The 14,553-nt window shown below is 42.8% G+C and carries 15 protein-coding genes and 1 other annotated feature; of the genes, 11 read left to right on the top strand and 4 right to left on the bottom strand.

The window, feature by feature from the left end:
* Positions 1–47: 47 nt before the first annotated feature.
* The 4 genes from EV579_RS08180 to EV579_RS08165 form a co-directional block, all read right to left on the bottom strand.
* Positions 48–698, bottom strand: a complete 651-nt coding sequence (locus EV579_RS08180; RefSeq protein ID WP_024423119.1) for an amino acid ABC transporter permease — start codon at positions 696–698, stop codon at positions 48–50.
* Positions 699–713: 15 nt separating this feature from the next.
* A complete protein-coding gene (locus EV579_RS08175) occupies positions 714–1,367 on the bottom strand; it encodes an amino acid ABC transporter permease (protein ID WP_024423118.1) in 654 nt (217 codons plus the stop codon).
* A gap of 77 nt (positions 1,368–1,444) precedes the next feature.
* On the bottom strand, positions 1,445–2,254 hold the full coding sequence (locus EV579_RS08170; protein ID WP_103131897.1) for a transporter substrate-binding domain-containing protein: 810 nt from the start codon (positions 2,252–2,254) through the stop codon (positions 1,445–1,447).
* Between the two features lie 13 nt (positions 2,255–2,267).
* Entirely contained in the window at positions 2,268–2,996 is a 729-nt protein-coding gene (locus tag EV579_RS08165; RefSeq protein ID WP_024423116.1) for an amino acid ABC transporter ATP-binding protein, read from the bottom strand.
* Positions 2,997–3,226: 230 nt separating this feature from the next.
* Between EV579_RS08165 and EV579_RS08160 the strand changes: the two genes are divergently transcribed.
* The 11 genes from EV579_RS08160 to EV579_RS08110 all read left to right on the top strand — a co-directional run bounded on the left by EV579_RS08160 (position 3,227) and on the right by EV579_RS08110 (position 14,550).
* A complete protein-coding gene (locus EV579_RS08160; protein WP_044331701.1) occupies positions 3,227–4,291 on the top strand; it encodes an AI-2E family transporter in 1,065 nt (354 codons plus the stop codon).
* A 44-nt stretch (positions 4,292–4,335) separates the two neighbouring features.
* Positions 4,336–4,543: a binding site (T-box leader), on the top strand.
* An 81-nt stretch (positions 4,544–4,624) separates the two neighbouring features.
* Positions 4,625–7,261, top strand: a complete 2,637-nt coding sequence (gene alaS / locus EV579_RS08155; protein ID WP_025092421.1) for an alanine--tRNA ligase — start codon at positions 4,625–4,627, stop codon at positions 7,259–7,261.
* Between the two features lie 89 nt (positions 7,262–7,350).
* On the top strand, positions 7,351–7,617 hold the full coding sequence (locus EV579_RS08150) for an IreB family regulatory phosphoprotein (protein ID WP_008358522.1): 267 nt from the start codon (positions 7,351–7,353) through the stop codon (positions 7,615–7,617).
* Between the two features lie 3 nt (positions 7,618–7,620).
* Entirely contained in the window at positions 7,621–8,037 is a 417-nt protein-coding gene (gene ruvX / locus EV579_RS08145) for a Holliday junction resolvase RuvX (protein WP_024423113.1), read from the top strand.
* A 15-nt stretch (positions 8,038–8,052) separates the two neighbouring features.
* Positions 8,053–8,334 (top strand): DUF1292 domain-containing protein, encoded by a 282-nt coding sequence (locus tag EV579_RS08140; protein ID WP_024423112.1) that lies wholly within the window; start codon positions 8,053–8,055, stop codon positions 8,332–8,334.
* A 154-nt stretch (positions 8,335–8,488) separates the two neighbouring features.
* Positions 8,489–9,055, top strand: coding sequence for a biotin transporter BioY (locus EV579_RS08135; RefSeq protein ID WP_073206472.1), 567 nt, complete (start codon positions 8,489–8,491; stop codon positions 9,053–9,055).
* Positions 9,052–10,515, top strand: coding sequence for an acyl-CoA synthetase (locus EV579_RS08130; protein WP_133744247.1), 1,464 nt, complete (start codon positions 9,052–9,054; stop codon positions 10,513–10,515). Before EV579_RS08135 ends, EV579_RS08130 begins: the two co-directional genes overlap by 4 nt.
* Positions 10,503–11,591: an acetyl-CoA C-acyltransferase gene (locus EV579_RS08125; protein WP_133744246.1), complete on the top strand. Its 1,089-nt coding sequence runs from the start codon at positions 10,503–10,505 to the stop codon at positions 11,589–11,591. The genes EV579_RS08130 and EV579_RS08125 overlap by 13 nt, the downstream gene beginning before the upstream one ends.
* A 73-nt stretch (positions 11,592–11,664) precedes the next feature.
* Entirely contained in the window at positions 11,665–12,747 is a 1,083-nt protein-coding gene (mltG, locus tag EV579_RS08120; RefSeq protein WP_133744245.1) for an endolytic transglycosylase MltG, read from the top strand.
* A 211-nt stretch (positions 12,748–12,958) separates the two neighbouring features.
* Positions 12,959–13,624 (top strand): O-methyltransferase, encoded by a 666-nt coding sequence (locus EV579_RS08115; RefSeq protein ID WP_133744244.1) that lies wholly within the window; start codon positions 12,959–12,961, stop codon positions 13,622–13,624.
* Entirely contained in the window at positions 13,621–14,550 is a 930-nt protein-coding gene (locus tag EV579_RS08110; RefSeq protein ID WP_034622436.1) for a peptidase U32 family protein, read from the top strand. The genes EV579_RS08115 and EV579_RS08110 overlap by 4 nt, the downstream gene beginning before the upstream one ends.
* Positions 14,551–14,553 lie beyond the last annotated feature (3 nt).

The raw sequence follows: 14,553 nt of genomic DNA, 5'->3' as shown, positions 1-14,553 counted from the left end.
AGCCAACCGGTCTATACGCTGGCATTCGCCAAGAGCGGATGTTCTTTTTATGCCTGCCTGTATTCTAATCGTCTTGCAAGAATGGATAAGCTGAAATTGACGACAAAATACATCATAGCTGCCAATAGGAAAATCGGCAGTAAATAGGATTGGCTTTGACCGTTTAATATTTGAGCGTGATGCAATAATTCTGGAAGCGCAATGACAACGGCAAGCGACGTATCTTTTAAAAGAGATATGAATTGACTGACAATTGGCGGCACCATTCTGCGCAGGGCCTGCGGCATAATAATCATTTTCAATGTTTGAATATAGGTTAAACCAGAAGACCTGGCTGCTTCGATCTGGCCCTTATCAATTGATTTAAGGCCGCTCCGAATAATTTCTGACAGCATCGCGGATTCAAACACAGTTAAAGCCGCAATGGCAGAGGCTGTGATGCTTAGCTTGATGCCGATTTCAGGCAATGCAAAATACGTGAAAAAGATGATCAGTAAAAGTGGCAGGTTCCGAATGGTTTCTACAACTACCGCAAGCACCTTCGATAAAATCGGTATTTGAGCGAACCGTAATGTGCCAACGACTAATCCAATGATAAAGCTCAAAATGATGGAGATAAAAGCCACTTTTAAGGTGACAGCAAATCCTTCAAGTAAAAAGGCGAGATGATCAGGTTGGTAGGCACCTATAAAATCCATGATGTTTCCTCCTTTCTAGTGGCTTCTTGCTAATCTTCTTTCTAAATAACCAACACCTAAACTGAGCGGAATGGTTAATAGCAGATAGAACATCGCAACAAAGATGTAGACATCAAACGTCACAAATGTTCTAGACGCAATAAGGTCTCCTTGATACATGAGATCAAACCCTGCAATGACACCTAAAATCGAGGAGTTTTTGACAAGGTTAATAAATTGATTCCCAAGAGGGGGAATGACGATTTTAATCGCCTGCGGCAAAATGATATACCGCATCGTCCCGCCATATGACAGACCTGAGGCGCGGGCTGCTTCCATTTGTCCGAGCGGTACAGCTTGTATCCCTGCACGAATGGCTTCAGCAATAAAGGCAGACGTATAAATGGCAAGAGCAATCGTACCAGCAGTAAAGCCATCTGCTACAATACCCAGCACCGGTAAACCAAAGAAGAAAACAAAGGTGATCAATAATAACGGAATATTCCGAATAAATTCAACATAAGCCGTTCCGAACCAGTTGAGCGGCCTAAATGGCGCAATTCTCATAATGGCAATGAGTGTACCGATCAAAAAGCTTCCAATCAGAGCAATGACACTTGCACCAATGGTATATTTAAAGCCTTCTAAATAAAGATGAACATTTTCAGTGAGAATGGAAAACCGCAGCAATCAGTTCACTTCCTTCCTGATTAACAGGGGAGCCTTTGAGCGGCTCACCTGAGGCATTGATCTTGACGAAACAAATGTTATTCTTTGATCCATTTTTTAAGAATTTTGTCATACTCTCCATTGTCTTTTAACGTTTTTAAAGCTTTATTGATCGCATCTGTTAATTCTTGATCCCCTTTCTTCACAGCAATGCCATAAGGCTCATCTGTAAAGGTGCCGCCGACGACTTCGTAATTTGAATCCTCATCTGCCATACCAAATAAGATCGCATTATCAGTTGTCAGCACTTGCCCTTGATTTGATTTTAAAGCTGTAAAAGCCTCTTGATAGTTCTCAAATTCTAATACGGATACTTCAGGTGCTTTCTCACGGATATTTTGAGAAGAAGTAGATCCTTTCACGGCCAGCACCTTCGTTCCTTTTTTAAGATCATCAATGGATTGAATGTCGCTTCCTTTTTTCACAAGCAGTGATTGTCCTGCTTCAAAGTAAACATCTGAGAAATTGACTTCTTTTTTACGCTCTTCTGTAATTGTCATGGTCGCAACAATCGCATGGATATCCCCTTTTTGAAGCAAAGGAATTCTTGTTTTAGATGTCACTTCCTTAAATTCTGCTTTTCCTTCATCGCCGAGTATTTCCTTTGTGATGGCTTTTGCAATGTCAATATCAAATCCTTCAATATCACCGCTGCTCGGATTTTTTAGACCGAATAAACGTGTGTCATTTTTTACACCGAAAATGATTTTTTTGTCTTTCTTAATGGCTTCTAAAGAACTTCCTTGTTTCGCATCAGTTGAGCCTTTTTCAGTAGATCCACAAGCAGCCAAAGCGGCGATGCAGCAAGTCATAAAGAGCAGCAGGCCAAAGCGTTTCATTTTTTTCATCAAACCATTCCCCCTAGTGATTTAATATACGGCTTAAAAATAATTGAGCACGTTTCTCTTGCGGTTTTTCATAAAATGCAGCCGGTGTTGATTCTTCAAGAATTCTGCCTTCATCAATAAAGACAATGCGGTCAGCCACTTCGCGGGCAAAGCCCATTTCATGTGTGACGACAACCATGGTCATGCCTTCACGAGCCAGCTGCTTCATCACATCTAATACCTCGCCGATCATCTCTGGATCAAGTGCAGATGTCGGTTCGTCGAAAAGCATCACCTCCGGCTTCATCGCAAGCCCTCTTGCAATGGCAACGCGCTGCTGCTGTCCGCCCGAGAGTCGTGAAGGGTAGGTGTCTGCCTTTTCAGGAATGCCGACTTTATTTAAATAAAATTCAGCTGTTTCCTTTGCTTCTTCCTTGCTCACTTTTTTGACCTTCATCGGCGCAAGCATAATGTTTTCAAGCACCGTCTTATGCGGATAGAGGTGAAAATGCTGAAAGACCATTCCGATATTTTGCCTAACAAGATTGATGTTGGTCTTCGGATGCTGAACAGACACTTGGTTGACGAGAACTTTTCCCGCATCAATGCTTTCAAGACGATTGATACACCTGAGCATCGTGCTTTTACCAGACCCTGAAGGACCGATGATCACAACAACCTCCCCTTTTTGAATATGTAGGTTAATGTCCTTAAGTACATGGAACTGGCCATAATGCTTGTTGACTTCTTCGAATGTGATCATGAAGAACCTCCTCTTGTGTTTCATTGGCTAAAGCTAAAGTGGATTCTAGCACAACTTGTGTAAAAAGAAGTAAATGATGGAATATTTTCTGACGAGATTTTACAGCAAACAGTGACTTTGGATGGAGCTGTATGTTTCATGTGTATTCATTTTTAACAAAGTTAGGACAAATTTTATTTACGTGGATAATTGCAGAAAATGGTTAAACAATAAGAAAAGAGGTGAAAAAGGTGAAGAAACGTCCGATCCAATTTCTGATATATGCTGCAGGGGTTCTGCTTGTCCTTGCATCCTTGCTCATTTTACTGCAGCTCGACGAGTTATGGATGCCTGTTTTTTTATTGCTGAAGGCGGTTCTCATTCCGCTTCTCATCGCTATTTTTATTTCTTATCTGCTTTATCCGATTGTGGAAAGACTGCATGCACGAGGGCTGCCGAGAACAGTCAGTCTCTTACTCATCTATGTCCTGTTTTTTGGCGGGATTGGTTTTGCGGTATATAAAGGAGCGCCTGTTATGATCGCACAGTTAAATGAGCTGTCAGAACAAATTCCTGTCATCGCTGAAACGTATAATGGCGCTTTATCACATATTCATCATCATACGAGCCACTGGCCTGACGGACTTCATGACCGCTTGGACCGCTTCATTGTTCAATCGGAGACATATGCAGCCAATAGCGCTGAACGGATGATTCTTAGCTGTAAAGTTTTATTTGATTACGCATTAGTCGCTGCACTCATCCCTTTTCTTGTTTTTTATATGGTAAAAGACATGAGTACGATGAAACGGGCGGCATGGTATTTAACGCCGCCGTCATTTAGGAAGAGGGGGCATGCCTTTGTGAAAGCAGTGGATGAATCGCTTGGTGATTATATTCGAGGGCAGCTGCTTGTCTGTTCTTTAATCGGGGGTGCAGCAGCCATTGTGCTTTGGCTTTTTCATATCCCGTATCCGCTCGTTCTTGGCATGCTGATAGGAGCAACGAACGTGATTCCGTATTTTGGACCGATAATTGGCGCAGTTCCTGCCATCTTTATTGCGTTTACCATCTCAGTGAAATCGGTCATCATCGTATTGATCACAGTAGCGGTGCTGCAATTTTTAGAGAGCAATGTCCTCAGCCCGATCATTGTAGGACGAAGTCTTCATATGCATCCTGTCGTCATTATGCTTGTCTTGCTTGCAGGAGGGGAGCTGTTTGGCTTAATTGGGATGATTTTAGCCGTTCCAGCAGCTGCGATTATCAGGGTGATCATTGTGCAATATATCCTGATGAGACGAAGCGTTCATTGACAAGACGAGCCGAGTTGTCTATAATAATTTCGATTCATACATATTGAAATTCAATGACGGACCCGAGTACGTTAAAAAGCTGTTGCAGAGAGAGGCTTTATTTGCTGAGAAAAGCCTTATCAGACCTTTAACGGAAGCTAGTCCCGAGTGCAGATAAACACTGCCGCTCTCTTCCGGCGTTATCGGATGTGAAGGTGATAGACGAATGTGTCTATAATCAGGGTGGTACCGCGAGAACATCTCGTCCCTGTGTAAGTCGTTTTGTGCTTGCATAGGGCGGGATGTTTTTTTCGTTTGTGTGGAGATTGATGAATGATAAGGGAGGATTTTTGAATGAAAACTTTAACTTCAGCTCAAGTACGTCAAATGTTTTTAGACTTTTTTAAAGAAAAAGGACATGCTGTAGAACCGAGTGCGTCACTTGTACCGCATGACGATCCGACACTTTTATGGATCAACAGTGGGGTGGCAACATTAAAAAAATACTTTGATGGCCGCGTCGTACCTGACAATCCGCGTATTTGCAACGCACAAAAATCGATTCGTACGAATGATATTGAAAATGTAGGGAAGACAGCACGTCATCACACGTTCTTTGAAATGCTTGGCAACTTTTCTATTGGTGATTATTTTAAAGAAGAGGCCATTGAATGGGCGTGGGAATTCCTCACTAGTGAAGAGTGGATTGGCTTTGATCCGAATTTGTTATCTGTGACAGTCCACCCAGAGGACGAAGAAGCATATATCCTTTGGAGAGATAAAATTGGTGTGCCTGAAGAACGTATTATCCGTCTTGAAGGCAACTTCTGGGATATTGGCGAGGGCCCAAGCGGACCGAATACAGAAATTTTCTATGACCGCGGTGAATCATACGGTGACGACATGAACGATCCAGAATTATATCCAGGCGGAGAAAACGAGCGTTATCTAGAAGTATGGAATCTCGTGTTCTCTGAATTCAACCATAATCCAGATGGATCATACACCCCACTACCGAAGAAAAACATTGATACAGGGATGGGCCTTGAACGAATGGTATCTGTCATTCAAAATGTGCCAACGAACTTCGATACAGACCTTTTCATGCCGATTATTCGTGCAGTCGAAACCATTTCTGGAGAAAGCTATGGTTTGGCGAAGGAAAAAGATACAGCATTTAAAGTCATTGCTGACCATATCCGGACAGTTGCCTTTGCTGTAAGTGACGGTGCGCTTCCTTCCAATGAAGGCCGCGGATATGTATTAAGACGTTTGCTGCGCCGCGCTGTGCGTTATGCAAAAACGATCCATATCCACCGTCCGTTTATGTATGATCTAGTGCCAGTTGTTGCTGAGATCATGAAGGATTTCTACCCAGATGTACAAGCAAAAGAAGAATTTATTGCGAAAGTCATCAAAAACGAAGAAGAACGTTTCCACGAAACACTGAACGAAGGGTTAGCTATTTTGTCAGAAGTGATCAAAAAAGAAAGAGACAAAGGCAGCTCACAGATTTCAGGTGAAGATGTATTTAAGCTGTATGACACGTATGGATTCCCTGTCGAGCTGACAGAAGAATATGCAGAAGATGAGAACATGACAGTTGATCGAGAAGGCTTTCAAGCGGAAATGGAGAAGCAGCGTGAACGGGCAAGAAATGCGAGACAAGATGTCGGCAGTATGCAGGTTCAAGGCGGCGCATTAGGCGATATTAAAGTGGAAAGTACCTTTGTTGGCTACGAAAATTTAACTGCGGATACTCGCATTATCGAATTGCTTCAAAATGGTGAAATTGTCTCGGAAGCACATGAAGGAGACACGGTGCAAATCTTGTTAGATGAAACACCTTTCTATGCGGAAAGCGGCGGACAAGTAGCGGATAAAGGAACACTAAAAAGTGCAGAAGCCATCATTGAGATCAAAGATGTGAAAAAAGCGCCAAACGGTCAGCATGTCCATGAAGGAGTCGTTGTAAGCGGTACGGCTCAAAAAGGTCTCGAGGTCACTGCTGAAGTGGAATCAGCTCTTCGAAAAGGGATTGTCAAAAACCATACAGCGACACACCTTCTGCATCAGGCGCTCAAAGATGTATTAGGAAGCCACGTAAACCAAGCAGGTTCATTGGTAAATGAAAACAGACTTCGCTTTGATTTCTCTCACTTTGGACAAGTGACGAAAGAAGAATTGTCTCAAATTGAAAAAATCGTCAACGAAAAAATTTGGGAAGGCATCTCTGTTGCCATTGACCTGAAACCAATTGCTGAAGCAAAAGAAATGGGTGCAATGGCGCTCTTTGGCGAGAAGTATGGCGATATTGTCCGTGTTGTCCAAGTGGGCGATTACAGCATCGAGCTATGCGGCGGCTGTCACGTGCAAAACACTGCGGAAATCGGTTTGTTTAAAATTGCATCTGAGTCGGGTATTGGTGCTGGAACACGCCGTATTGAAGCTGTGACTGGTAAAGGCGCTTATGAAGAATTAAATGACCAGCTGGCGATTTTAGAACAGGCAGCAAGTGAGCTGAAGTCAAATACGAAGGATGTACCAAAACGGATTGCTTCATTACAGGCAGATTTAAAAGAGGCTCAAAGAGAAAACGAATCTCTCCTTGCGAAATTAAGCCAAGCAGAAGCAGGCTCTATTTTAGAGAAGGTGACAGAAGTTGGCGGAGTGAAAGTATTAACTGAAAAAGTAAATGCTAAAGACATGAACCATTTAAGAACAATGGTTGATGACTTAAAAGCTAAATTAGGATCAGCTGTCATCGTCCTGGGAGCCGTTCAAAACGGAAAAGTAAACATTTCAGCAGGAGTAACAAAAGACGTGATCGAAAAAGGTCTGCATGCAGGGAAGCTTGTGAAGCAGGCAGCTGAAATCTGCGGCGGAGGCGGAGGCGGACGTCCAGACATGGCACAAGCAGGCGGAAAACAACCAGAAAAGCTTGAAGAAGCACTGGCAACTGTCGAAGAATCTGTCAAATCCGTTTTATAATCAGGCAATGTAGTGTAGAATAATGGTATTAGATGAGCGGTTAGAAAAAAGCTTGCTAGTAGAATGTTGGAAGAGAGGTGCAAGAAGCAGTGAGTTCATTTGATAAGACAATGAAGTTTAACTTCTCTGATGATTCAGCTGAAACCAATGTGAATGAAGTGCTCATTACAGTTCATGACGCACTCCAAGAAAAAGGATACAACCCGATCAATCAAATTGTCGGATACTTGCTGTCAGGCGACCCTGCTTATATTCCAAGACATCAGGATGCACGCAACCTAATTCGTAAACTAGAACGAGACGAATTAATTGAGGAATTGGTTAAATCGTACTTAGAGACACATAAAGAGGCGTAAAACATGAGAATTTTGGGCTTAGATTTAGGCACGAAAACCCTTGGTGTTGCGATCAGTGATGAAATGGGATGGACAGCGCAAGGGATTGAAACAATTAAAATTGATGAAGCAGGCGGAGACTTTGGTCTCAGCCGCCTGTCTGAGATCATAGCGGAATACGGAGCGGATAAAATTGTACTTGGCTTTCCAAAAAATATGAACGGTACGGTCGGTCCTAGAGGCGAAGCCAGCCAATCATTTGCGAAAGTGCTAGAAAACACGTACAATGTTCCTGTTGTGCTTTGGGACGAGCGTCTGTCAACAATGGCAGCGGAAAAAATGCTCATCTCTGCAGATGTGAGCAGACAAAAGCGTAAAAAAGTCATTGATAAAATGGCGGCTGTCATGATCCTGCAAGGATATTTAGACAGCTTAAATTAAAATGAGGTGAATCAAATGGAACACGGAGAAAAGCAAATTACAATCGTTGATGATAATGGAAATGAACAGCTTTGCGAAGTACTATTTACTTTTGAAAGCGACCATTTTAACAAATCTTATGTTCTTTACTACCCAATTTCTGAACAAGACAATGAGGAAATTGAAATTCATGCATCAAGCTTTACACCGAACGAAGACGGTGAAGATGGCGAGCTAGAGCCGATTGAAACGGATGAAGAATGGGACATGATTGAAGAAACGTTAAATACGTTCTTAGATCAAGAAGACGAAGAATAGAACAAATAAAAGGCCTGTGAACAGATCTTCTTGATCTTTCTTCACAGGTCTTTTTTTACGATCACTATGTTAACTTAATTTTATTTTATGTTGACATAATGAATTGTACCTTTTACTCTGTTTTTAACAATAAATTGAGTGAGGGGCATTGAGATTGAAAATACAAGATATGATGCAAATAGCGTTAATGACAGCGGTCATCGGGATGTTAGGCTTGATCCCGCCGATTTTACTTACATTTACACCTGTACCGATTACATTGCAAACCGCAGGTCTTTTGCTTGCTGGGGGGCTGTTAAAGCCAAAACAAGCACTGATCAGTTTATGTCTTTTTCTTTTGGTTGTGGCAGCAGGCGCACCTCTTTTGTCAGGCGGGAGAGGCGGGATAGGGGTCTTCTTTGGGCCAAGCGGTGGTTTTCTTCTTGCTTATCCTGTTGCTGCCTTCATGATCAGCTTATGGGTGAACCGGCTGAAAAAAGTAACCGCACTGCGTCTTTTTGTGATCTATGCGGTTTGCAGTATTGTGATTTTGTATATATGCGGCATCCCCTTTCAAGCCATGATGATGCATATTAAGGTCTCGCAGGCCGCTTTCCTTAGTTTGATTTATCTTCCAGGTGATCTCATCAAAGCGGGAATGTGTGCTGTCTTTACGGTCAAAATCATACAGGCCATGTCATATCGAAAAAGGGATCTGCATAAAGGGAGGCGTGCAGTTTGAACAGAATAACGGAAAGCTATGCAGTACATGCAGAAATGAAACCAGATCAGATTGCCATCATAGATGAGCAAGAAAGCATTACATATCAAGATTGGTACGAACGTGTACAGAGATCAGCGCAGTGGTTACAAGAAACGGCTCATCAGCAAAAAAGAATCGCTTTTTTATTATCAAATGGTGCTTCTTTCTTGCAAATATTTGCGGGCGCTGCTTGTGCAGGGTGGACAGCCGTTCCGCTTGATCCGAGATGGAGTCATGAAGAATGTGTCGAAAAGCTCTTGTTAAGTGAGGCGGATCTCGCCATTATAGAGGATCGATTGATAAAGAGATTTGAACAGGGAAGCGTGGACATGCCGCTTCTTTCTTTATCTGAATGGAAGGAAAGAATGAGCCTTCTCACAGACAGTCCATATAACAGCTGCGATACCGAGAAGGATCCTGTCTTTTATATGGGATTTACGTCAGGATCAACAGGCTCACCGAAAGCCTTTATTAGGCGTCAGCAGTCATGGATCGAGAGCTTTCGAATGACCACCGCTTCATTTGGAATCACTCATCAAGATCATGCTCTTATATTAGGTACACTCTTATCCTCTCACTTTTTATATGGTGCCATCAGTACATTATACTTTGGCGGCACAGTGACGCTTTTAGAAAAATTTGTGCCAGTAAAAGCGAAGAAAGCCTTAGAGACAGGTGATATCACCGTGATGTATACTGTCCCAACAATGACAGAAACGTTACTGCAAATCGATGCTTTTAGAGGAGACAATCCGCTTCTTGTCATGTCATCGGGAGCAGATTGGAGCAGCTCTTCAAAAGAACAGCTCGTCACCAACTATCAATATGTCACTTTTTTTGATTTTTATGGCACATCAGAGTTAAGTTTTGTCTCTTATTTGTCTTCAAATGACTTTATGCAAAAACCTTCTTCTGTTGGACGGCCTTTCTCCTCCATTCAAGTAGAAGTAAGGCGGCCCGATCAATCTGTCTGTCAGCCAAATGAAACAGGGAGGATTTATGTAAAGAGCCCAATGACGTTTTCAGGTTACTTACATGAGCAGAAACCGCCGGAGGAGTGGCTGACAGTTTACGATATGGGATGGCTGGATGAAGACGGTTATCTGTATATGAGCGGTCGTGAGAATGGCATGATTGTCTATGGAGGACTGAATATTTTCCCAGAGGAAATTGAGCGTGTGCTAAATGAACAGCCAGAGGTGAAGCGGTCGCTTGTGGTTGGCGTTCCTGACCCATATTGGGGTGAAATCCCTGTTGCCATACTGGAGCAAGTGCCGCAAATAAAGGCGGTTCGACAAGCTGTTAAAGAAAAGCTGGCCGCCTACAAGGTACCAAAAAAATGGCTTGTGATTGATCAAATGATTGAAACATCCGGCGGAAAAATAGCCCGCGCGAGCATGAAAAAGTGGGCGGAGGAGCAATTGTCATGCAAGCAGTGATCGTAGAAGCAAAACGAACACCCTTCGGTGACAAAAATGGGATGCTGAAAAATTATCGCCCAGAGCAATTAGCCGCTCCACTTATTCGGCATTTGTCTCAGATCATGACACCGGATGACGTCATATTAGGCAATGTCGTCGGAGGCGGTGGAAATATGGCCCGTCTGTCCTCATTAGAAGCAGGTCTTCCTTTACACGTTCCTGGTATGACAATTGACAGGCAGTGTGCCTCTGGTCTTGAAGCGATCCGAACAGCTTGCGTCATGGTTCAATCGGGGGAGGGCACGATGTATATTGCTGGCGGGACTGAGAGCATTTCCAGCTCACCAATGAAAGAGAGAGCACGCTTTTCACCGGAGCGGATAGGAGATCCGCATATGGGAGAAGCAGCAGAGCTGACCGCGTCGGCATTTTCTGTCACGAGAAAAGAACAAGATGACTATGCCCTTTTAAGCTGGGAAAGAAGTTTAGCGGCATTCACACATGGTACATATTCAGAAGAAATCGTTTCGATTGACGGGATGAACATAGATGAAGCGGCTGCTAAAATAAGACCGATGGCAAAGCTGATCAAGCGGGCAAAGCCTGTATTTTTACCGGGAAAAGGAACTGTGACCGCCGCCAATAGCTGTAAGGAAGCAGACGGAGCAGCTGCTGTCGCTGTGATGGAAAGATCGCTAGCGGAAGCAAGTGGATATAAGGTGATGCTACGGTATGCCGGAAGTGCTGTGACAGCGATACATCCTCATTTTCCAGCTGCTTCACCAATTGATGCGATCAAGAAGCTTTTACATCAAGAGAACATCAAGGCAGAGGAAGTGGCGCTATTTGAAATCAATGAAGCGTTTGCGCTGAAAGCTGCACTTATTGCCCGGACGCTGGGTATACCATATGACCGGATCAATAGAAGAGGCGGTGCACTTTGCCTTGGGCATCCTTACAGCGCGTCAGGAGCTGCTATGATGGTGAGATTATTTTATGAAGGGCGCGCCTTACCGAATGGAAGCTATGTCATGGCTGCTATTGGAAGTGGTGGCGGCATTGGTTTAGCCGTGTTATGTCAAGTTCTGTCATGACATGCATAAGCAAGGAATTGCCGAACTCCGTCGAATCATGTACTATAAAAGCTAGATGTGAGGAGGGCCATGCATGTTTTCAGAACAAAAGAAACGACCATTCTTCAAGAGAAAAATGGGGATCGTCCTGTTATCTGTCCTTGCTGTCATCATCATTGCAGCATTATCAGGCTTTTTATATGTTAAATCAGCACTCGGACCGGTCGATCAAAAAAGCAAACAAACCATTAATATTCATATTCCAAATGGGACATCTGTCCGCGAAATTGCGGGCATTTTAAAAGAAAATGGGCTCATTTCGAATGACACGATTTTTACTTATTATGCTAAATACAAAAAGGCGTCCGGCTTTAAAGCGGGATATTTTCATTTGAAACAAACGATGGACGCAGACACGCTGATCAAAAAGCTGACATCTGGCGGGACAGATTTCGCCTTTCAGCTTGTGATTCCAGAGGGAAGACAGCTGTCTGATATTGCAGCCATTATTGCAAATCAGACGAATTTTTCAGCGAAGGAAGTTGAAGCGAAGCTGGATGATCCTGCTTTTATTCAAACGTTAATGAAAAAGTATCCGAAAACCGTGACATCACAGGTGAATGGGAAACAGGTGAAACATCCGTTGGAGGGTTATTTATTCCCTGCTACGTATCCATTTTATCGTGAGGATGAGTCACTCGAAACGATCATTGAAACGATGATTAAACAAACAGATCAATACGTGAAAACGTATGAAAAAGACATGAAAAAGAGAAACATGTCCATACATGATGTGTTAACGATGGCATCACTGATTGAAATGGAAGCAACAGAAAAGACAGATCGGGCAAAAATCTCAAGTGTATTCTATAACCGGTTGAAAAAGGACATGCCGCTTCAAACTGATCCAACCGTTCTTTATGCACTTGGTGAGCATAAATCCCGCGTGTATTACAAAGACCTAAAAGTGAAATCTCCTTATAACACGTATAACAACAAAGGGCTGCCGCCTGGACCTATTGCAAATGCGGGTGAATCCTCTTGGAAAGCCGCACTGCATCCAGAGAAAACGGATTACGTTTACTTCCTTGCGAAGAAAAATGGAGAAGTCGTATTTACGAAAACGTTAAATGAGCATAATAAAGCAAAAGCGAAATACATCACAGGCAGCAATTAATGGACAAGTGAATCGAAAAAGACTGTAGACAATACGAGATTGCCTGCAGTTTTTTTCGTTGGAATCTCCATTTTATAGGTTCGCAATTGCTACTTCTTTGTGGTAAAATATATCGGGTTGTTTTTACTTAGATGAACGAAAGATTGACGAGAAAGAGAGCTGCAATAGGCAGGACTCTTCTTTTTCAGGTCATGAAGGAGCTAGACAGATAATGACTATCGAAGATGATCGAATAAATGATTATATTGAACATTTAATTCACCCAAGTTCTGATGCAATCGCTCAATTAGAGATCTATGCAAAAGAGCATCATGTACCAATTATGGAAAAGGTGAGCATCGAGCTTTTATTGCAGCTGCTTTCGATGAAACAGCCGAAGAAAATTCTGGAGGTTGGGACAGCGATTGGCTATTCCGCTATTCGAATGGCAACAGCTCTTCCAGATGCTGAGATTTATACGATTGAGCGAAATGCAAAGCGCTATGAAGAAGCAACACGGAACATTGAGGAATTAAAGTTAAAAGAAAGAATACACGTGTTTTTTGGTGATGCGATGGAATCGGCTAAAACGGTCCAAACGATGGCGCCCTATGATGTGATCTTTATTGATGCCGCAAAAGGGCAGTACAAGCGTTTCTTTGAATTGTTTGAACCGATGCTCGCTCACGACGGAATGATTATCACAGACAATGTATTATTTAAAGGCTTAGTGGCAACGAATTATGAAGAAGAAATTGAAGATAAACGGAAAAAACAATTAATTGGAAAAATTGATCGATACAATCAATGGCTCATGTCAAACCCTGATTTCCAAACGTGCATTATTCCAGTTGGAGACGGGATCGCCATTAGTACAAAAAGAGGTGACCAATCATGAAGAAACCAGAATTGCTTGTGACGCCAAGCAGCGTGTCAGACGTACTGCCATTAATTGAGGCAGGAGCTGATGCATTCTTAATAGGCGAACAAACATACGGTATTCGTCTTGCAGGTGAGTTTTCAAGAGAAGATGTGAAACAAACGGCTCTGCTTGCACATGCCCATCACAAAAAAGTGTATGTAGCGATGAATGCGATTTTTCATAATGACCGCGTGCAGCTGCTTGGAGATTATTTAACCTTTCTCGATTCATTAAGCGTGGACGGCGTCGTCTTTGGAGACCCAGCCGTGATCATGGCAGCAAAGGAAACAGGAGTGAACCTGAATCTTCACTGGAGTACAGAAACGACTGGGACAAACTATTACACTTGTAACTACTGGGGCAGAAAAGGCGCATCGCGTGCTGTTCTTGCAAAAGAGCTGAATATGGACAGTGTGATCGACATCAAAGAAAATGCTGAAGTGGAGATTGAAATTCAAGTCCATGGCATGACATGTATGTTTCAATCGAAACGTACGCTCATCGGCAACTACTTTGAATACCAGGGCAAACAAATGGATGTCGTAGGCAGAAACATGGAGGAAGGGCTATTCCTGCATGACCAAGAGCGTCAAAACAAATATCCTATTTTCGAGGATGCAAACGGAACACATATTATGAGTCCAAATGATGTGTGTATGATTGACGAATTAGAAGAGTTTGTTGACGCAGGCATTGACTCATTTAAAATTGACGGAATTTTAAAGTCACTTTCTTATATGACAGAGGTGACATCACTTTATAGAAAAGCAATTGATTTACTAACGACTGACAAAGACGCGTATGAAGATCAGAAAGAGGACTGGGTGAAGCGGATTGAAGAGATTCAGCCAGTGAATCGTTCGATTGATACAGGGTTCTTCTTTAAAGAAACGGTTTATTAAGAT

The sequence above is a fragment of the Bacillus sp. BK450 genome (assembly GCF_004364885.1).
In the GTDB taxonomy this organism is placed as follows: domain Bacteria; phylum Bacillota; class Bacilli; order Bacillales; family Bacillaceae; genus Bacillus; species Bacillus safensis.
The sequence above is the reverse complement of the archived record's forward strand: the minus strand, read 5'-3'. Positions and strand labels throughout refer to the sequence as shown.

What these genes read in the sequence shown, in the direction of transcription:
- EV579_RS08180 (WP_024423119.1), bottom strand. Translation starts at nt 698, where the DNA reads ATGGATTTTATAGGTGCCTACCAACCTGATCATCTCGCCTTTTTACTT.
- EV579_RS08170 (WP_103131897.1), bottom strand. Translation starts at nt 2,254, where the DNA reads ATGAAAAAAATGAAACGCTTTGGCCTGCTGCTCTTTATGACTTGCTGC.
- EV579_RS08165 (WP_024423116.1), bottom strand. Translation starts at nt 2,996, where the DNA reads ATGATCACATTCGAAGAAGTCAACAAGCATTATGGCCAGTTCCATGTA.
- alaS (WP_025092421.1), top strand. Translation starts at nt 4,625, where the DNA reads ATGAAAACTTTAACTTCAGCTCAAGTACGTCAAATGTTTTTAGACTTT.
- ruvX (WP_024423113.1), top strand. Translation starts at nt 7,621, where the DNA reads ATGAGAATTTTGGGCTTAGATTTAGGCACGAAAACCCTTGGTGTTGCG.
- EV579_RS08140 (WP_024423112.1), top strand. Translation starts at nt 8,053, where the DNA reads ATGGAACACGGAGAAAAGCAAATTACAATCGTTGATGATAATGGAAAT.
- EV579_RS08125 (WP_133744246.1), top strand. Translation starts at nt 10,503, where the DNA reads ATGCAAGCAGTGATCGTAGAAGCAAAACGAACACCCTTCGGTGACAAA.
- mltG (WP_133744245.1), top strand. Translation starts at nt 11,665, where the DNA reads ATGTTTTCAGAACAAAAGAAACGACCATTCTTCAAGAGAAAAATGGGG.
- EV579_RS08115 (WP_133744244.1), top strand. Translation starts at nt 12,959, where the DNA reads ATGACTATCGAAGATGATCGAATAAATGATTATATTGAACATTTAATT.
- EV579_RS08110 (WP_034622436.1), top strand. Translation starts at nt 13,621, where the DNA reads ATGAAGAAACCAGAATTGCTTGTGACGCCAAGCAGCGTGTCAGACGTA.